A 16,821-nucleotide genomic window follows, 5' to 3' on the forward strand; every position below is an offset into this window, starting at 1 on the left:
CGCGGTGGAGCAAGCGTGAACGGCGCCGCAGGGCCGCGCGCGCCGGAAATCGCGACGGTTCATTTCCAGCCGCACAGGCGGCGGCCCACCGCATTATGGGCCTTGGCCTGGCGGATGGTCTCGTCGCTGTCGGCCGCCGACCAGCGGATGGGCTGGGCGGCGCCGCAATAGACCTTACTCGCGGCGGAACCCGTCGTCGTCGCGCAGCCGGCGAGCATCGCTATCGCGCCGATCAGCGCCAGAGCGCGCAGCGCGGGCCGTATCGAGGATGCGCTCGGCATCGCGTTCTCCTTCCTTCATGGCGTGGGAATAGCCCTGCTGCGCACCCTTCCGGTGGGCGAGGACGACGGCGAGCACGGCCGCCGCCGCGAGCGCCGCGCGCGGTCCCGCCACCCGCGCCAGCGCCGCGACGGCGAGGAGGCCGGCCATGCCCCAGAGCCACCAGGGCACGCCATAGCCGAGAAGGTGGGCAAGGCCGCTCACGACGCCGGCCCCGCGGGCAGAAGATCCAGCGTCGCCGCCCGGCGCGCCCCGGCGCGGGCGCTCCACCACACATAGGCAACGCCGCCGAGGGTGAGGGCGAGGCCCAGCAGCGTCAGGCCCGTGAAGACCAGCGCGAGGGTCGAGGACGCCTGCGCATGGGGAGCGATCTGGCGGGCCGCCTCGGACACAGCGGACGCGGCGACGCCGCCCGCCACCGCCCCGGCCCCCGCCTGCGGCTTTGGCGCCGGGCGGGCACTGGCGACAGGCGCCTTGCCGGACGGGATCGCAGTTCCATGACTCTCCAGCACCGGGATGCGGCGGGCCGGGCCGGCGCCGGTCGCCCAGGTACCCGTGGCCCAGGCCTTGCCGGCCTTGCGCACATCCTCCACCCGCCGCCCCCAGCCGCGGCCGAACACCGGCCAGGTGCGAAGCGCCTTCAGCATGGCGAGGCGGCGGTCGCAGATGTCCTCCACGAGCCGGGCCGGCGCCGTCTCCGCCGCAACGTAGGCGGCGGCCAGCGTCACCGCACCCATCTCGCCATCCGCCGGCAGGCCCAGCGCCCGCTGCAGCCATTTGACCGATTGGCCGGGGCCGGAATTCACCGCCCCGTCGAACACCACATAATCGATACCCTCGGGCAGCTCGTCGGCACGGACGGCGTCCCAATACTGGCGGCGGTAGATCTCCTGGAGTTCGCTTTCCTCGATCTCGCGCACCGGACGCACGGCAAGGCCCTTGCCGCGCCGGTAACCGTCATAGACCCGCTGGATGATGCCCTTCATGGTCGGGCCGCCGGGGTCGTCGGGATGGTTGGAATAGCCGCCCTCGTGGCGGAGCACGGCGGCGAGCGCCGGCGCGAAGCTGGTCTTGGCCATGGAGCACCTCGACTGGGGACATAAAAATGGCCGCCCCCGTGAGGGGGCGGCCGGCCGGTTCAGACGCCGAAGCAGCGCCGGGCTCGTACAAAGGCCTGTGAGCTTTGCTCATGGGCCTTTGGCCTAGCCCGCGCGGCGCTTGAGCGTGACCCACTCGGCACCGGTCGAAGACCGGGGCCGATGGTATCAGAGCCAGGTTGAGACGCTGCCGAAGATGCGGCCGCCGAGGGTGGGCATGTTGCGCACATAGACCGCGCCGCCCGTTCCCACATTGATGCCGTAGGAGGTCGGGCCGGACGGGCTGACCACGCACTCGGACAGCCAGATCTGAGCGGTGTTGAGCGTGCCCACCTCGGTCGGAGGAACCGTTCCGCCGGAGAGATAGAGATCGCCGCGATCGCTCATGAAGGTCGAGCCGTGGGCGAGGCACTTGGACGTGTTGATGTTCCGCAGCGTGCCGCCCTGGTTAAACTCGTAGCGGCCAGCCACATCGATGCCGATGACGTTCTCGTGCAAGGTGAGGCCATTGTTGGACCCCGCCCCGAACACGCCCGTATCCACGCCCCGGCAATTGAGCGTGACCACATAGAGCGGCTGCGTCCCCAGCGTGTTGTGAAAGTTGAAGCAGTCCGCGCTGGCGCGACCGGCATAGCAGCCTTCCAGCCAGATCAGGCCCCACCAATTGTCGAAGCCGAAGCCGTTCCAGTAGTCCGACGAGGTCGAGCTGGCATACCGGGCCGAGACCCGGCGCATGGCGAGGATCTTCGGGCTCGCAGCATAGGCGGTGCCGAACATCTTGACGCGGCTTCCCATGATGTCCCAGGCCGAGGCCTCGTCATTGGAATCCACGAAAAAGTGCTGCGGCGCGGAGCCCCAGTTGATCGCGAAGGTATCCGAGGTCAGGTACACCGACGCCGTGGCATCGGTCACGGCGGCACCATCGAACGGATTGACATAGACCGTCACGTTGTCCGTGTACCAGGACCCCGGACGGGCATTGCAGGCGGCCGCACTCGCGGCCTTGGTGTACATCACCGCATTGCCGAAGCGGTCGCGCAGGAACGGGTTGTAGACCGAGCCGGCCGACGACCGGGTGATCTTGTAGGTGTTGGTATAGGTGGCGTCGGCGACCCAGGTGTACGTGTCGTTACAGCCGAACTTCACAATTCCGTTGTAGGCCATGAGGCACAGGGGAACCGTGGGCAGCGTGGTCGCTCCGGGCGCGTTGATGAAGCCGCCGCCCGCCGAGCGGGTGTAGGTGCCCGCGGCGAACCAGATGGTGGCCGGCTGACCTGCCGCATTGGCGACCTGGATCGCCTTGTTGGCCGTCAGATAGGGCGATCCGATGGTGCCGGCACCGGAGCTGTCGGAGCCGGTCGCGGAGATATAGACCTGCGTGCCGGCCCGGCATGCCAGGTATTCGGCGGATGTCCAGGGGCTGTAGCCCGCGGCATAGCCCTGGCGGGTACCGGCCCCGAGGTCGCAATAGCCGACCTTGGTGATGGGATAGAGGCCCGTGCCCCAGCCCAGCGCGGACGGCAGCGCCACTTCGGAGGCGCGCGCGTAGCGGGTGGCTTCCTGGACCGCGATGAAATCGGGATCGTCGATCAACAACATCATGAAATCCTTCCGTAGAGAGCCCGGCCATTGCCGGAGGTCAGGAAGCCGCCGGTGCGGCTTCGCAATCGCCCGTAGGCGACGCCGCCCACCACCTTTCGAAGGGGCAGGCCGCGTCGCCAGAGCGAAACGAGGGAGAGGGAAAGCGACAGCATGGGAACCTCGATGGTTCGATGCCCGCGCCGTGGACGGCCGCGCGGCCTCAGGACGGCAGCCGTGGCGCCGCGGCGTTCAGCGGTCGGTAAGGGCGTAGATGGCGAGCCCCGCGCTGGTGCCGGTGGCCCACACGCGACGCACCTGGCAGGGCGGCAGCGGCTGGAGGCCGGGGAGCGCGAGCACATCCACCGTGTCGGCATCGCCGCCGGCCACCGGCGTGATGCGGATGGTGGCGACGCCGCCGGCCACGTCCTCGGGCACGTAGACCCACAGGGCCTTGGCATAGGTGGCAAGGTCGGCGCCGTCGGCGGGGGTGATGCGCGCGAGCCGGCGCGCCGGCGACGACAGGGACGACGCCAGTCCCTTCAGGGGATCGCGGGCGGGATCGTAGGGCATGGGGATCTCCGATGGATGGAAAGGCGCGCGCGGGCTCAGGCCTCGGGCGCTGAGCACAGCAGCAGGTGGAGGGCGACCCGCACCGTGCCGCCGGAGAAGCTGCCGCCGTTGGCGGTGAGGCGCACCGGCGTCGCGGCGTAGAAGGCGGTGGGGCCGATGACGCCCACATTGGAGGAACCCGCCGCCGCCCCGAGGCTGCCGCCGAACTTGGAGACTTCGCCGGAAATGCCGCAATCGTAGGAAGTTGCGCCGGTGACGGCGGTGAGCGTCCGGGTGGAGACGGCGAGCACGATGGCGCGGTCCGGGATGGACATGGTGGTCGCGACGAAGGCGCCGGTGAGCGCCACGTCCTCCTCCATCACCCGGCCCGCGATGGTGGCGCGGTGGGCGCTCGCCGCGAACGGCGAGACGAAGGCGGCGCCGTCGAACAGCGCCAGCCGGCCCTCGTCGCGGATGAAGGCGAGGAAGCCCTGGGCCACCGGCAGGAAGTCGAACGCACCCTGCTCATAGGCGGCGATGGTGCCGGCGTGCCCGGCGAAGGCGCCAGTGGCGCCGGCCGGCACGAACCAGCGCGCGCCCTCGGCGGGGGTGGTCGGCGGGGCGGTGGTGGTGGCGCTCTCCAGCACCAGTTGCACGAAGGCATCGAGGCGGCGGATGGCCTCATTGTGGGTGACATGCTTCTGCGCCTGCGCCGCCGCGATATAGGGCAGCGCCAGGTTCGCCGACTGGTCGGTCATGGGGACCTCGGAGAGGGTTGGGGAGAGAATGCGGAGGCGCCGGCATGCCCCGGCCGACCGGAGCGCGAGCGGAAGGAGAGCCGGGGCTTAAGATGCTGTTCTGAAATCAAAAAATAGGCATTGCCGCAATCACCCCCGTCATGCCCGGGCTGGTCCTAGGCATCCACGCCGAACCGCTTGGACAACGTACGAAAAATCGTTTCCAGCCTGGCCGCGTGGATGGCCGGGACAAGCCCGGCCATGACATTGCCAAAAGTCCCGGCAAGAGCTGCGGGCGCCCATCCGGCAAATGGTTTCAAACGGCGTGCTACGGCACCACCACCGCCGTTACCGCCGCGCCCAGGCCGACGCTGGCGGAGCGCTGGGCGACGCGCACGGTGAGGGTGGCTTGCGGCGCACCGAAATCGGCCGCCTCGTCCGCCGCCACATAAAGCAGCTGCGGCGCGTTCACCTCGAAGGCGCGCACCACGCTGGGGCCGGAGAGGATCTCCACCCGGTAGGCCTCGCTGGCCTCGCCCAGGGGCACCTCCAGCGCGTCCCAGCCGTCACCGGCGATGCGGGTGCGGCGGATGAAGGAGAGCGCCACGCCCTCCGCAGTGCGCCGCCCGCTCACATGCACCGGTGACAGCGGACGCAGGGCGAGGCCGGAGGCGGTGGCGGTCACTTCCGTGACATCCTCCGATCCCTGGTCGTCCCGCGCCGCGCCCACCCGGTAGATGGAGCTGCGCCCCAGCGCCGAGAGGCCGCTCGCCACGCTCACCAGCGTGCCGTCGATGCGCACCAGGCGCGTGCCCGCCGGCCAGCTTTCGGAGCCCGCCGCCTCGGTGCCGGCAAGGCCCCGCAGCAGGCCGGAGAGGCGGTAGGTGTCGGTGTCGATCAGCTCGGCCCCGGTGAAAGCGATGAGTTCCAGCGCCCGCCCCTCCGCCACCAAAGCGGTGAGATTGGCGCCGGCCAGCACCTCGCTTTCACGAGCCGGGATGAGGAGTGAGGATTGCAGCAGCACGTCCACGCTGTTGGAGCGGTCGAAGCGCCAGACCGGCCCCGGCGAAAGGTCAGAGATCAGCGTGCCGAAGGTGGCGGAGGCGGTGACCGGCGCCACTACCTCGAAGCTCTCGCCATCGCCCGAGCGCCAGATGGCCAGCGTCCCCGGCCAGGGCGTGGCGGCGGCGGCAAGATATTGCAACGGAACGGGTTCCGCCTCCGACAGGGCCGGCAGGTCCAGCACCATCACCTCCGGCGGGCCTGAAACGGCGGGCAGCGCCACGCTGCCGCCGGAGGCGGGCGCCAATGCCGCGTCGAACACCTCCGGCTCGATGCTGCGGGCGGTGACGGCCAGCGCCTCCGCCTCCTCCACGCGGGTGATTTCGAGCAGCCGCGACCGCCCGTCGAGGGTGAGGCGCACGAGGTCGCCCGGCCCCAGCGCGCGATGCGAGGGCGGCAGCGAAAAGGTGAAGGTCTCGCGCCCCGCCCACAGGCCCTGAAGCCAGATGTCGGCGGCCCGCGCCATCGCCGCGTCGGAGGCCACCACGGCAAGGTCCGCATGGCTCACATGGCGGCTGCCACCCTTGAGGCGACGGGAGGAGACGGTGGCGCGGCGATAATCCTTCAGGCTGTCCACGAAGCCGATGGAGACCTGCAGCGGCAGCTCGCTCTCCTGCGCGCGGGTGGCGGAGAGGAGCGGGTCATCCTCGCTCCGCACCAGGTCGTCGACGCCGATCTCGCTCACCGTCCCGACGCCATGGGGGCGGAAGGCGATGCGGCCCTCCGCCTCCCCCGCCTCGAAGGCGAAGGCACGGGCCAAAGGCTCCAGCGCGTCGCGGCCGGCCATGGGCTGGTCCACCACATAGCCGTCCACCCCGCCGGAGAGGGTTGTGGCGTCCACATCGCCGACGCCGAAATCGGCGCAGAGCGTCGCCACCAGCCCGTCGAGGGGCGCGCCGCCGAGGCGGCCGGTGAGCCAATGGCCGGTGGCCCAGTTCGCGCCATCCGCCCACACGGTCTCGGCAAGCGGAAATTGCGGGAAGGGCCGCGCGTCCCAGGTCCAGGCGAAGGCCTGCTCCACCATCCGCCCGCCGTAGAGCGGCGCAGGCGGGTTGTCGGCATCGTCCGCATCGGGGGCGAAGGCGCCGAGCACAGCCTCCAGGAAGCGGCGCTGGACGAGGTCGTCCCGCGCGCCGGTGGAGAAGGGCGGCAGGGCGTTCTCGGACGACTTGGCGTCGGGAAAGACGCTCGGCCGGTTGGCGCCCTTGTCCACGGCGGGGCAGCCCGTCTCCATCAGGCGGATGGGCTTGGCGCCGGGCGCGAACGCCGTGGGCACGGCAAGGCGGGTGCCGGCGATGCGCTCGTGATGGGCATTGGCCCACCACGCTTTGAGGTCCTTCTGGCGATACAGCCACGGCTCGCCATGGGCGTCGTCGGCGATGGGGGTGCGGACCTGCGCGGCGCGGGCGGCCTCATCCGCATAGAACCAGTCGAACGCCTCGCCGGAGGTGAGATTGGCCTTCAGATAGGCGCGGTCGTGGATGTCGCTGGCGAGTGCCGCATCGAGATGGCCGGCGCCGTCGCGCCAGTCGGCCAGCGGCGGATAGAAATCGATGCCGATGAAGTCCACCGCCGGCGCGCTCCACACCACATCCAGCGGAAAGCGCACGTCGCCGTTGGCCATCACCTGCGCGCCATATTCAGTCCAGTCGGCGGCGTAGGAGACGCGAATGCCGGAGCCCACCACCGCCTTCACGTCGGCGGCGAGGGCGGCCAGCGCCTCGGCGGCGGGACAGGCGCCGGTGTCGTCGGTGAGGCGGGTGAGCGCCACCATCTCCGAGCCGATGAGGATGGCCTCCACGCCCCCCGCCGCCACCGCCAGATGCGCGTAGTGGAGCACCATGCGCCTGAGGCTCCATTCGGCCGGGCCGTGATAGAACACGCTGGTGCCGTAGCGGGTGAAATCCCCCGGCGCGGCACTGCCGAACAGGGCCGCCACCTGCGCCCGGCAGGCGGCGGTTCCGTCCGCCGAGCCCGGCCGGCCGGGCGCGGGATCGCACACGATGCGCCCGCGCCAGGGATAGGCCGGCTGGGCGGCAGCGCCGGTCCAGGGATCGGGGCGGGTGTTGGCGGCGGGAATGTCCATCATCACGAAGGGGTTCAGCGTCACCTTAAGGCCAGCCTCCTTCAGCCGGGCGATGGCCCGCACCACGCTGTCGTCGGAGGGCGTGCCGCCATAAGCCGAGCGGCCCTCGTACTGGGAGACGGCGAGGGCGCTGAACCGCGTCTCGCCGCCCACGGTCCAGGCGACGGAGGTGGTCTTGTCGGTGCGCTCGGTGCGCGGGCGCACGGTGCAGGCGCCGGCCCTCAGGTCGTCGCCGAACCACGCCACCACGAGGGACACACGCTCCACGTTCGGGCAGGTGCCCGTGAGCTGGTCGATGGCCACTTCGAAATCGCTCGACGCGGTGCTGACATGGCGGTTCTCCCGGCCATAGCGCGACCGCCCGTGCAACTGGCGGATGGTGCGGGTGTCGTAGGCGAACTCGCTGGCGCCGGGGATCAGCGTCACCGCCCGCACCTGCCGCTCCAGCGCGCCCACCGCACGCTCCACCTCCACGGTGATCTGGGGCAGGCGATTGCCGTAGTCGGTCAGCTCCAGGTTCTCGAACACCACATAGGCGACGCCGCGATAGGCCGGCGTCGCGCCCACCCCCTGCCGCGCCTCGATGAGGGGATCGGGCACCTGCGCCGCGTCGCCGAGATGGAGGCGCACGGTAATGCGGCGGGTGTCCAGCAGCTTGCCGTCGGCCCAGATGCGGCCGATGCGCGAGACCGGCCCCTCGCACACCGCCACGGCGAAATTGCCGTAATAGGTGTAGGTCGTGGTGGTGGGCGCGGAGGACTTGAGGCTGGAGCCCTTGCCGCCGGTGGACTGGGTGGAGGTGGTGGCCACCTCCTTCAGCTTCGTCGCCCAGATGACCTGGCCGGCAAGACGCGCACGGCCATAGACGCGCGGCAGTGGCGTGCCCTCGGTGGAGCCCATCACGTCGAGGTCGGTGAGGCGCGGGCCTTCCGTGTTGCGCGAGCGGTTGCCGCCGAACAGCGCGCCATCGATGACCGCGCCGCCGAGGGCGCCCAGCGCCCGCCCGGCGATGGCGCCGACGGGCCCGAACAGCGCGCCGCCGACAAGGCTGCCGGCCGCGCCGAGAAGCAGGGTCGCCATGGGATGTCCTCAGGATCTGGAAAGGGGCGCTACGCGACACCCGGAAAGGCGAAGGCGAAGGCGAGGCGGCGGCGCCACCAGGGCGCCAGATGGCCCTCGCACACCCGCGCGCCGTCATAGGCGTGGACCATGCGGCCGCCGTCTGAGAGGATCGCCGCGTGCTTGGCCGGAAGGTGCGCGCGGAAGCGGAACAGCAGCACGTCGCCGGGCTGCGCCGCTTCCACCGGCACCACATTGAGGCAGCGCCCCGCCGCCTCCGCCAGGGTCTCGCGACGGCCGGCCTCGGCCCAATCCGGCGCATAGGACGGCATGTCCTCCGGCTCGGGGCCGATCAGTTCTCGCCACACTCCGCGCACGAGGCCGAGGCAATCCGCCCCCTGCCCCTTCAGCGAGGCGCGATGGAGGTAGGGCGTGCCGATCCAGCTGCGCGCCTCTTTGAGGACGGCGGCACGGGTGAGGGGCGCGGTCATTCCATGAGGCTCCCGTCGTATCCGCCCTCGCCGGGAATGGCGACGGAGATGACGAAATCGTTGCCCGGCATGTGCGGGAACCCGCGGAAATTGAGCGCGTTCACGAAACGGTCGCGGCAGGTCGAAAACTGCTTGTCGCAGCCGGCCGTCAGCACGATCACATCCCCCTCGACCACCGCGAAGGTTGGGCGCTGCCACAGGCGCAGCAGCACCCCTTCGGCATCTACGAGATGCGCCTTCACCTCAGTGACGAAGCCCGCATTGGCGCCGCTGGAAAACCGTGCGCGACCGCGTGCGAAGGCCGCCTTCTCAAAGGTGGACAGGCCACTGACGCGCAGGCTCAGCGCGCCCTCGACCGCCACCACCGTGGCGTTCGCCCCATGGGCCGGGAGTGTGAGGTCCACGCCGCAGCGCGCGTCGCCGAGATCGGCATCGCAGGTCGAGGACAACAGCCGCCCGCGGGTCTGGTTCAGGCCATCGGAGAGGCTGCGGATCTCGGCGGTGAAGACGCCGTCCTGGGCACGCACCTCGCCGATGGTGCCTCGCCGCAGCAGCAGGTGCTGGCCGGGGTCCTGCCAATTCACCAGCAGCAGGTCGATGGACGCGCCGTCATAAAGGCCGGCGGCGAGATCGTCCTCCGACAGCGCATCGTGGGACAGCGCGCCCGACACCTCGGCGCCGGTCACTGCAAGGCCGGCTGCCAGCGTGCTCTGCGAGCCGGAAATGCCCGATGCCGCCTTGCAGGTGACGCCATCGACCACGAGGTCGCGATCATGGTCGGTGAAGCCGGTGACGAGGCCGTCGCTCCGCGTCACGCGCCAGGCATGGCACAGGGTGGTGGCGCCCGACGCCATATGGGTCGCGAGTGCAGAAGGAAGGGTGCGCATTTCGCCTCACACGCGGATCTCGATGACGGGGATGCGCGGGATGTCGCCCGCGGCGAAAGCGGAGAGATTCACCTCGAGGAAATCGGTGTCGAAACGCACCGGCACATCGAAGGAAAAACCGGCCGACACGACGGCGGACGCGGGGGGAACGGAAGGCGCCGCGAAGGTGATTTCGCCGCGCGTCGCATCCAGAGAAAAATGCGTATTTTCAATGTATTCAACCCCGTTTACGGAGACGCGCACGCTGCCAGGAACCGGCTTGGTGATGGCCCGCGCATAGGGCGCATGGAGACCGCCGTAGGTCTTCACCAGAGCGAAGGTTGCGCGCGCGCCGTCGCCGGTTCCGATCACCTGGTCGAGGGGTGTCATCGCGTGTCCCGGCGGCGCGGAGGAATGGTCGAGGCGATCGCGCCAGCGGAAGCCGTAGAGACGCCCGCGACGCTCCTCGAAAAAGCTCACCACATCGGCGAGCGCGGCGAGGCTCTTCACCCCGTATCCGGCGTCCCAGCGACGGCGCGAATCAGCCTGTCGCGTGTTGCGTTCCTCGCGTCCGGATGCTGTAGTGATCACCTCGGTGACGCGCTCGGGACCGCCTGAAGCGCCCAGCGCGACCTCCAGCGGGAACAAAATCTCATGGAAGGCGGCCATATGATGCCCCTATTCCCCAATTCTTAGGCGAAAACAGTAGAGACGGCCTTGACATAGTTGAACGTGACGCCTTGACTTTGCTCCGCCCCGTTGAGCATGGAGCGAAAGCATGGCCACCAAGCCCGCAAAAAAGCCGGCCGCCGCCGCAGAGAAACCCGCCGAAAAGGCACCCGTCCCGAAGGCTGCGGCGAAGGCCGCTCCCAAGGCGGCTGCTGCCAAAAGCACAGCACCCAAGACCGCAGCGACTCCCGCAGCTGCCCCGAAGGCCGCCGCACCGAAGGCCCCCGCGAAAGCCGCGGCACCCAAGGCCGCTGCTCCGAAGGCTGCAGCCCCCAAGCCTGCTGCAAAGCCCGCTGCTGCCCCCAAGGCCGCCGCGAAGCCCGCCGCCGCCAAGAAGGCCGCAGCGCCCAAAGCTGCGGCACCCAAGCCCGCGGCTGAGAAGCCTGCCCCGAAGGCCGTCGCGGCCAAGTCGCCGGCACCGAAGGCTGCATCCGCCAAGGCTGCCAAGCCCGCCGCCGAGAAGCCTGCGAAGGCCCCGGCCAAGGCCGCAGCGAAGCCTGCCGCCAAGCCCGCCGAGGTGAAAGCCCCCGCGAAGGCGGCCGCTCCCAAGCCCGCGGCCAAGGCTGCGAAGCCCGCTGCTGCGAAGGCCGCACCTGCGCCGGAAGCCAAGGCTGCTGCCCCTAAGGCTGCCGCCCCCAAGGCTGCTGCGAAGCCGGCCGCCAAGAAGGCTGCTGCGCCCAAGGCCGCTGCTCCGAAGCCTGCCGCTGCGAAGGCCCCCAAGGCCGCCGCCAAGAAGTGAGGTTCGCTTCCCCGATGGCTGGCACTCGGCACACCGCCGGAGTGCCCCATCGGAGCGAGACACGCCTGTCGCCTACGGGCGGCGGATGAACAGGGCCCGCATCCGGATCGGCAGAACGGATGCGGCCTGTGCTTGCATTTCCAAAGACGGGCGACACGTTCGCATGGCCCGTCTTCATCGCGCGTATTCGAGGCTCCGGCTGTCGGCCCGCATCCTGTTGTCGGCCCACACCGGCGTCGCGACTTCCCGTCCGAAACCGTCGCGCCAGAGCCCCGGCGCCTTGGGGCCGGTCGCGACAGGCGCGTCGCTAACGGCATGTGGTCACCCAAGAGCTGCATGCGCTGCAGCCCTCTGACGGACGCATGCGCGCGGAGCGCTCGCACGGGTTTCGGTCACCGTCCCGCGCAGCCTCCTTGTGCGCCGTCACCCGGATGGAATACGCGCGGGTCTGCCTGCGTCTCGACTTGATCGGACGCCGCGTTTTCCTGGACCGAGAGGGCGATCCACCCATCAGCGTGAGCTAATCCGACCGGATCGCGCGCTATGCCGGACGGCGTCGGCACGGTAACTACGCGGCTGTTTTTCCAGTGCCGACCTGACCTTAAGGCACGCCCGCGCCCGCGCAGCGGGGATTTTCGTGCGGCCTCGGGCGCGCTATGGTCGGCCGGCCCGCCTTGATGCGGCGGGCTCAATCTGGACCCGCACCATGCCCGACGCCGCTTCGTTCCCGCCCTGCCCCGCGCCGCGCGCCATGCGCTTTGCGCCCGTGGGCCGACGCCCGTCGCGGGCGGTCGGCGCGCTGGCCGCCGGCCTCGCCGCGCTCCTCCTGGCCGCATTCCCTCTGGCGGGGAGCGCGCAGGCCCAGTCGGCGGCCGCGAAGAAAGAGGATACCAGTTGCGCCCAGTACGGCGCCGGCTTCCAGAAGGTGCCGGGCGGCACCTCCTGCGTGCGCACCGGCGCAACGGTGAGGGCGGAAGGCTTCAGCGGCACCGCCCTCACCGGCGCGCCGAACCAGTTCGGCGGTACCCCGTCCGGCAGCGGCACCACCGCCACCGACACCAGCGACCCGTGGAAGAGCGCACGCTGAAGCTGAACCCCAGCGCTCACGCCCCGCGCTGTCCGCGCGCCACCGCCCGTGCCACCAGGCCGGACAGATAGGCCTCCGAGCGACGGAAGCCGGCCACGTCCGGCGTGGAGACATTCACCGTCACCGCCGCGCGTCCCGCCCCTTCGGCCGAGCGCACGCCGAGCTTGCCATCGGCGCCGCGCGCCAAAGGCAGGATGGCCTCCGCCCCCTTCTCGCCCATGAGGCCGAGACTGGAGCCGCCGAGCGGAAAATAGGTTGGCGCCGCCACCACGCCGCCGCGCGCGAACGGCATCACCCGGCCTTCCGAGATCACCCCGCCATGGGCGAAGCCGAGCCCACCGGCCGCCCCTGACAAGAGCGAGGACAGCCCGCTCTCCAACGGCTTCAGGGCCGCCGTGAGGGCAAGGTTGGAGAGCCGCGCGGCGAGCTGCTCCAGCACGCTGCCGAGGTCCTTGCCCTGCACGGCGATGCCGGTGAAGGCGGAAGCCAGCGCCGAGGCGAAGCCCTTGGCGGACACCTCCACTTCGCCCAGCGCTGCCTTGGCGGTGCGGGTGTCCACCTCGATGGCGATATCGACGGTCTCGGTCATGGGTCGGCCTCAGGACAGATCGGGGAAGCGCTTCATCAGCGCGGACAGGTCGGGTCGCGAAAGGTGGTCCGGCGCGGGCGGCAGAAGAGCCGAGACGGCGGCGGCCAGCTCGCGCGGCGTCATGCGCCAGAAGGCATCGGGGCTAAGCCGCAGCAGGCCGAAGCCGGCGCCCATGGCCGCCGCCCAGGGAAAGGGACGGGCGGCTGCGGGCGCCGGCCTCAGGTCCGCTGCGGCGACGGAGGGGACGCCGACGCCTGCCCCGTCGCATCGGCCGCGAAGGTGATGGCAAGAAGCTCCGCGACGATGCGCGCGAAGCCCGCCGCGCCGCCATCGGCGCGCATGCGCTCCACCTCGGCGAGGGTCACGCTCTCGCCTGCCCCGTTGAGGCCGGCGGCGATGATGCGCGCCGCATCGCGGGCCGACAGGCGGCCTTTTTCGAAGCGCGCGGCCAGCGCCATGAGGTCGTCGGCGCCGAACGCGCTCTCCAGCTCCGCGAGGGCGCCGAGGGTGAGCACCAGGACGCGCACGCGTCCATCGAGCACGGCCGCGATCTCGCCGCGTCGGGCATTGGGCATGGGATGTCCTTTCGGGGAATGGGCCGGCGTCAGAGCGCCGCGAACGCAAGTTCCCCAGCGCTTTCCAGCGTCAGGTCGAAGGTCACTTCGCGGTCGTGCTCGGCGGCGATCTCCAGCGCGGTGATCTGGAACGGCCCGGTGATCGTGCCGAAATCCGGGATCACCACCTGGCAGGAGGCCAGCGCGCCGGAGAAGAAGGTCTGCCGCACCAGCGCGTCGGAGGCGGCATCCTTGAACACGCCGGAGCCGGAGACCGACGCACGCTTCACCCCGGCCCCGTCCAGCAGCTCGCGCCAGCGCCCGGCGCTCTCGGAGTGGGTCACATCCACGCTCTGGGCGTTGAAGGCCAGGGTGCGCGAGCGCAGGCCCGCCACGGTGGTGAACTGGGTGCCGTCATGCATCTTCAGAAGCAGGTCCTTGCCCTTCTGCGCGGCCATCTCGTTTCTCCGAAACTCAAAGGGGCTCGGTGACGGCGCGAAACCGCACCAGAGCATGGAAGGTGCGCCCGTCGCTCTCGCGGCGGACTTCGGCGGTGGTGGCGCGCAGATTGGCGAGCCGGTGGCCGGCGAGCGCCAGCGGCGCGTCGTGCAGCGCCTGGGCGACGGCGGCGGCCACCGCATAGGCCTCGACCCGACCGCCGGAGCGCGAGAAGACGTGGAGCGTCAGCGCATGCTCGGTGCCGGCCTCGGTGGCGGTGGACCAATCGGCCACCACCGCCTCGCCCAGCGCCACGAACGGGAAGTCCGCCTCCGCCGGCGGCACATCATGGATGCGCGGCCCGCCCAGCAGGGCGAGGAGCGCCGCGTCAGCAACGAGGGCCGCGTGGAGCGCCGCGCGCAGGGCGAGAGCCGGGCTGTCGACGGGGATACTCATTTGCGCCTCCGGGCGAAGGCGAGGCGGATGCGGTCGAGCACGGGATCGCCCGGGCGCCCCAGCCCACCACGGATGCGCGCCAGCAGCGCGGGATCGGCGACGCGCACCACCGGCCGCTGGGGCGATCCGGCGATGGCGGCGGGCACCCCGGTCTCGGCGGTGATCTCGGCGGCCAGCTCCCGCGCCGCGCGGCCGGCGGCCTCGGCCTCGGCGGCCGGCAGGTGGCGGGCGGCGAGGCGCTGGGCGAGGCCCTGCAGGCCGCTGGTGCCGATGGTGGCCTTCATGTCTCTTCCTCCCGGCAGCGGATGTGGTGGAAGCGGCCGCGCCCGTCCGCGTCCACCACCGCCTCCACATGGAAGCGGCGGCCGGCATGGAGCAGGCGGTCGCCGGCGGCGACGGTGTTGGGCGCACGCACGGTGAGGCGCAGGAGGCGGCTCGCGCGCGGGCGCTCCTCGGCAATGCCGTAGTCGGTGGAAAGGGCTTCGATGGCGCCCCACAGCACGTCCACGGTGAGGAAGGTGCGGACGATACCGCCGGCGCCATCGGGCAGGTCCACGGGGGTCTGGTGCGTCAGGCGGTGGCGCAGCGCCCCGACGCTCACAGCCGCACCACGCGATAGGGCGCCAGCAGTGCCCGCACGGCGGCGGGCAGCGCGGTGGCCTCGCCCGGCCCATCGCGATGCTCGTAGAAGTGCGCCACCAGCAGGCGCACGGCCTGCACCAGGTCCGCCGGCACATCGGCGGCGTTCGGGCCATAGCCGGCGGTGAAGGTGATGCCGATGCCGCCATGGCGTACCAGCGGCGCGCTCACCCGCCCCGGCTCCACGCGGAACAGGGCGGGGGCGCGATCGCCCACCAGCGTCAGGGCGCCGGCGGGCAGCGCCACCGGTGTGCCGTCCGCCGCTGCGACGGTGGCGCCGAGGATCTGGCGCACCGGCGACAGGGGCGCCGGGATGATGCCGCGCAGGGGCCAGGCATCGAGGCTGAAGCGCCAGGTCTGCTCCAGCAGCGCGCGGCCGGTCTCCACCTCCACCCGGCGCCGGGCGGCGGTGACGAGGGCGTCGAGGAGGGCGTCCTCGTCCGTGTGGTCGATGCGCAGATAGGCCTTCGCCTCGGCGCGCGTGAGCGGCTCGGCGGCGGGGCCGGCGACAAGGTCTGCCATGGGAGGCTCCGGTGGGTGGGGAGGGGGTGGAAACAGAGATCTCCGCCCGCGCCATGCGCCCCCTCTACCGCCTGCGGGGGAGGGCTGAGGGGGCAGCAGGGCGGGACACAGCGGCGGGACGGTGGCGAAGCCGGGCAGAGGAAGCCCGGCCATCGCGAATGCGGAAACGGCCCGCCCCCACCCTGCCCGCCCCCACAAGCGGGAGAGGGTTCACCGGCTGCGCGGGATTGAGATACTTCTCTCAACGCAAACAGCGATGCGCCCCTTCTCCCGCTTGCGGGGAAGGACTGGGGAGGGGGCAGCAGGGCGGGCACCGGCGGGACGGACGGTAGCGAAACCGGGTTGAACAAACCCCGCCGCCGGAAACCGCGCGAACAAAAAACCGCAAATGGCCAAGCCTAAGACGCACAGTCGCCAGCGCTGTGACCGAACGGCATCGCCCCGCGCGGAAAGGAAATCCCCGCCCCCGCCCGCCATTGACGCACCACCCGGCGGGCGGCAGAAACGGGAGATGATCGCCGCACGCCTTCCCGCCTTCGCGCTCGTCGCGGCCCTCCTTGCGCCAGGCGCGGCGCAGGCCATCGTGGGCGGTGCGCCGGCGGCGGCGGAGGTGGCGGCGCAGACGGTGCTCATCGTCTCCACTCGCGGCGCCTCCTGCACGGGCGCGGTGCTTGCGCCTGATCTCGTGCTCACCGCAGCCCATTGCGTGGCGCCGGCGGCGGACTATGCGGTGGCCATCATCGGCGACGGACCGCCGAAGCTGGTGCCGGCGAAGCGCATCGCCGTTCATCCGCGCTTCGATGCCGGCCAGTTCCAGACCCGCCGACCGACCCCCGATCTCGCCCTGGTGAAGCTCGCCGAGCCCCTGCCCGGCCGCTTCCGCACCGCCCGGCTGGCGAATGCCGACGGCCTGCCCGAGAAGGGCACCGCCTTCCTGCTCGCCGGCTATGGCGTTATCGCCGATGGACAGGCCAAGAGTGCCGGAACGCTGCGCACGGTGGCGCTGCCCTCCATCGGCACCACGGGGGGCATCATGGTGCGCCTGTCGGCGCCGGAGGGCGCGGCCGGCGCCTGCACCGGCGACAGTGGCGGCCCCGCCTTCCGCGACGGGGCGGTGGCGGGCGTCACCGGCTGGGCCACCGGGCCGGGAGGCAGCCGCGGCTGCGGCGGCGTCACCGGCGTGACATTGGTGTCGCTCCATCGCGACTGGATCGAGGCCACCGCGAAGAGCCTCGGCAGCCCGCTCGGCAGCGGGAGATAG

21 protein-coding genes are annotated in these 16,821 nt (G+C 71.3%); 3 read left to right on the forward strand and 18 right to left on the reverse strand.

Annotation, left to right across the window (positions count from 1 at the left end; genetic code table 11):
* Nucleotides 1-174 precede the first annotated feature (174 nt).
* The 10 genes from FZ033_RS03895 to FZ033_RS03935 all read right to left on the reverse strand — a co-directional run bounded on the left by FZ033_RS03895 (nt 175) and on the right by FZ033_RS03935 (nt 10,476).
* Complete coding sequence (locus FZ033_RS03895) at nt 175-483, reverse strand: hypothetical protein (RefSeq protein ID WP_149574840.1); 309 nt, start codon at nt 481-483, stop codon at nt 175-177.
* The gene (locus FZ033_RS03900; RefSeq protein ID WP_149574841.1) at nt 480-1,358 is read right to left on the reverse strand and encodes a glycoside hydrolase family 108 protein; all 879 of its coding nucleotides are present in this window, start codon (nt 1,356-1,358) and stop codon (nt 480-482) included. The genes FZ033_RS03895 and FZ033_RS03900 overlap by 4 nt, the downstream gene beginning before the upstream one ends.
* A 186-nt stretch (nt 1,359-1,544) precedes the next feature.
* Nucleotides 1,545-2,978: a hypothetical protein gene (locus FZ033_RS03905; protein ID WP_149574842.1), complete on the reverse strand. Its 1,434-nt coding sequence runs from the start codon at nt 2,976-2,978 to the stop codon at nt 1,545-1,547.
* Nucleotides 2,975-3,130 (reverse strand): hypothetical protein, encoded by a 156-nt coding sequence (locus FZ033_RS23975; protein WP_188079293.1) that lies wholly within the window; start codon nt 3,128-3,130, stop codon nt 2,975-2,977. Before FZ033_RS23975 ends, FZ033_RS03905 begins: the two co-directional genes overlap by 4 nt.
* Nucleotides 3,131-3,206: 76 nt before the next feature.
* Nucleotides 3,207-3,527, reverse strand: coding sequence for a spike base protein, RCAP_Rcc01079 family (locus FZ033_RS03910; protein ID WP_149574843.1), 321 nt, complete (start codon nt 3,525-3,527; stop codon nt 3,207-3,209).
* Nucleotides 3,528-3,562: 35 nt separating this feature from the next.
* Nucleotides 3,563-4,264, reverse strand: coding sequence for a DUF2793 domain-containing protein (locus FZ033_RS03915; protein WP_149574844.1), 702 nt, complete (start codon nt 4,262-4,264; stop codon nt 3,563-3,565).
* A 307-nt stretch (nt 4,265-4,571) separates the two neighbouring features.
* The gene (locus FZ033_RS03920) at nt 4,572-8,471 is read right to left on the reverse strand and encodes a baseplate multidomain protein megatron (RefSeq protein ID WP_149574845.1); all 3,900 of its coding nucleotides are present in this window, start codon (nt 8,469-8,471) and stop codon (nt 4,572-4,574) included.
* Nucleotides 8,472-8,500: 29 nt separating this feature from the next.
* The gene (locus FZ033_RS03925; protein WP_149574846.1) at nt 8,501-8,941 is read right to left on the reverse strand and encodes an NlpC/P60 family protein; all 441 of its coding nucleotides are present in this window, start codon (nt 8,939-8,941) and stop codon (nt 8,501-8,503) included.
* A complete protein-coding gene (locus FZ033_RS03930; protein ID WP_149574847.1) occupies nt 8,938-9,828 on the reverse strand; it encodes a DUF2163 domain-containing protein in 891 nt (296 codons plus the stop codon). Before FZ033_RS03930 ends, FZ033_RS03925 begins: the two co-directional genes overlap by 4 nt.
* Before the next feature lie 6 nt (nt 9,829-9,834).
* A complete protein-coding gene (locus FZ033_RS03935) occupies nt 9,835-10,476 on the reverse strand; it encodes a DUF2460 domain-containing protein (RefSeq protein WP_149574848.1) in 642 nt (213 codons plus the stop codon).
* Between the two features lie 109 nt (nt 10,477-10,585).
* On the opposite strand from FZ033_RS03935, the gene FZ033_RS03940 reads away from it, so the two are divergent.
* Nucleotides 10,586-11,275 (forward strand): hypothetical protein, encoded by a 690-nt coding sequence (locus tag FZ033_RS03940; protein ID WP_149574849.1) that lies wholly within the window; start codon nt 10,586-10,588, stop codon nt 11,273-11,275.
* Between the two features lie 706 nt (nt 11,276-11,981).
* A complete protein-coding gene (locus FZ033_RS03945; RefSeq protein WP_149574850.1) occupies nt 11,982-12,362 on the forward strand; it encodes a hypothetical protein in 381 nt (126 codons plus the stop codon).
* 16 nt (nt 12,363-12,378) lie between these two features.
* On the opposite strand, the gene FZ033_RS03950 is transcribed toward FZ033_RS03945, so the two are convergent.
* From FZ033_RS03950 to FZ033_RS03985, 8 genes are read right to left on the reverse strand one after another with little or no spacing between them, the layout of a single operon-like run.
* The gene (locus tag FZ033_RS03950) at nt 12,379-12,951 is read right to left on the reverse strand and encodes a phage tail tape measure protein (RefSeq protein WP_149574851.1); all 573 of its coding nucleotides are present in this window, start codon (nt 12,949-12,951) and stop codon (nt 12,379-12,381) included.
* A 9-nt stretch (nt 12,952-12,960) separates the two neighbouring features.
* Complete coding sequence (locus FZ033_RS03955) at nt 12,961-13,173, reverse strand: rcc01693 family protein (protein ID WP_149575060.1); 213 nt, start codon at nt 13,171-13,173, stop codon at nt 12,961-12,963.
* A complete protein-coding gene (locus tag FZ033_RS03960; protein ID WP_149574852.1) occupies nt 13,170-13,526 on the reverse strand; it encodes a gene transfer agent family protein in 357 nt (118 codons plus the stop codon). The genes FZ033_RS03955 and FZ033_RS03960 overlap by 4 nt, the downstream gene beginning before the upstream one ends.
* A 29-nt stretch (nt 13,527-13,555) precedes the next feature.
* A complete protein-coding gene (locus FZ033_RS03965) occupies nt 13,556-13,963 on the reverse strand; it encodes a phage major tail protein, TP901-1 family (RefSeq protein ID WP_012115138.1) in 408 nt (135 codons plus the stop codon).
* A gap of 16 nt (nt 13,964-13,979) precedes the next feature.
* Nucleotides 13,980-14,399, reverse strand: coding sequence for a DUF3168 domain-containing protein (locus FZ033_RS03970; protein ID WP_149574853.1), 420 nt, complete (start codon nt 14,397-14,399; stop codon nt 13,980-13,982).
* Nucleotides 14,396-14,683, reverse strand: a complete 288-nt coding sequence (locus FZ033_RS03975; protein ID WP_149574854.1) for a hypothetical protein — start codon at nt 14,681-14,683, stop codon at nt 14,396-14,398. The genes FZ033_RS03970 and FZ033_RS03975 overlap by 4 nt, the downstream gene beginning before the upstream one ends.
* Entirely contained in the window at nt 14,680-15,000 is a 321-nt protein-coding gene (locus FZ033_RS03980) for a phage head closure protein (protein ID WP_149574855.1), read from the reverse strand. The genes FZ033_RS03975 and FZ033_RS03980 overlap by 4 nt, the downstream gene beginning before the upstream one ends.
* On the reverse strand, nt 14,997-15,560 hold the full coding sequence (locus tag FZ033_RS03985; protein ID WP_149574856.1) for a head-tail connector protein: 564 nt from the start codon (nt 15,558-15,560) through the stop codon (nt 14,997-14,999). Before FZ033_RS03985 ends, FZ033_RS03980 begins: the two co-directional genes overlap by 4 nt.
* A 511-nt stretch (nt 15,561-16,071) precedes the next feature.
* Between FZ033_RS03985 and FZ033_RS03990 the strand changes: the two genes are divergently transcribed.
* A complete protein-coding gene (locus tag FZ033_RS03990) occupies nt 16,072-16,821 on the forward strand; it encodes a S1 family peptidase (protein WP_149574857.1) in 750 nt (249 codons plus the stop codon).

The sequence above is a fragment of the Xanthobacter oligotrophicus genome, from assembly GCF_008364685.1.
GTDB classification, from domain to species: Bacteria; Pseudomonadota; Alphaproteobacteria; order Rhizobiales; family Xanthobacteraceae; genus Xanthobacter; species Xanthobacter oligotrophicus.

Coding starts and splice junctions, on each gene's coding strand:
- FZ033_RS03900 (WP_149574841.1), bottom strand. CDS start 1,358: ATGGCCAAGACCAGCTTCGCGCCGGCGCTCGCCGCCGTGCTCCGCCAC.
- FZ033_RS03905 (WP_149574842.1), bottom strand. CDS start 2,978: ATGATGTTGTTGATCGACGATCCCGATTTCATCGCGGTCCAGGAAGCC.
- FZ033_RS23975 (WP_188079293.1), bottom strand. CDS start 3,130: ATGCTGTCGCTTTCCCTCTCCCTCGTTTCGCTCTGGCGACGCGGCCTG.
- FZ033_RS03910 (WP_149574843.1), bottom strand. CDS start 3,527: ATGCCCTACGATCCCGCCCGCGATCCCCTGAAGGGACTGGCGTCGTCC.
- FZ033_RS03915 (WP_149574844.1), bottom strand. CDS start 4,264: ATGACCGACCAGTCGGCGAACCTGGCGCTGCCCTATATCGCGGCGGCG.
- FZ033_RS03920 (WP_149574845.1), bottom strand. CDS start 8,471: ATGGCGACCCTGCTTCTCGGCGCGGCCGGCAGCCTTGTCGGCGGCGCG.
- FZ033_RS03925 (WP_149574846.1), bottom strand. CDS start 8,941: ATGACCGCGCCCCTCACCCGTGCCGCCGTCCTCAAAGAGGCGCGCAGC.
- FZ033_RS03930 (WP_149574847.1), bottom strand. CDS start 9,828: ATGCGCACCCTTCCTTCTGCACTCGCGACCCATATGGCGTCGGGCGCC.
- FZ033_RS03935 (WP_149574848.1), bottom strand. CDS start 10,476: ATGGCCGCCTTCCATGAGATTTTGTTCCCGCTGGAGGTCGCGCTGGGC.
- FZ033_RS03940 (WP_149574849.1), top strand. CDS start 10,586: ATGGCCACCAAGCCCGCAAAAAAGCCGGCCGCCGCCGCAGAGAAACCC.
- FZ033_RS03945 (WP_149574850.1), top strand. CDS start 11,982: ATGCCCGACGCCGCTTCGTTCCCGCCCTGCCCCGCGCCGCGCGCCATG.
- FZ033_RS03950 (WP_149574851.1), bottom strand. CDS start 12,951: ATGACCGAGACCGTCGATATCGCCATCGAGGTGGACACCCGCACCGCC.
- FZ033_RS03960 (WP_149574852.1), bottom strand. CDS start 13,526: ATGCCCAATGCCCGACGCGGCGAGATCGCGGCCGTGCTCGATGGACGC.
- FZ033_RS03965 (WP_012115138.1), bottom strand. CDS start 13,963: ATGGCCGCGCAGAAGGGCAAGGACCTGCTTCTGAAGATGCATGACGGC.
- FZ033_RS03970 (WP_149574853.1), bottom strand. CDS start 14,399: ATGAGTATCCCCGTCGACAGCCCGGCTCTCGCCCTGCGCGCGGCGCTC.
- FZ033_RS03975 (WP_149574854.1), bottom strand. CDS start 14,683: ATGAAGGCCACCATCGGCACCAGCGGCCTGCAGGGCCTCGCCCAGCGC.
- FZ033_RS03985 (WP_149574856.1), bottom strand. CDS start 15,560: ATGGCAGACCTTGTCGCCGGCCCCGCCGCCGAGCCGCTCACGCGCGCC.
- FZ033_RS03990 (WP_149574857.1), top strand. CDS start 16,072: ATGATCGCCGCACGCCTTCCCGCCTTCGCGCTCGTCGCGGCCCTCCTT.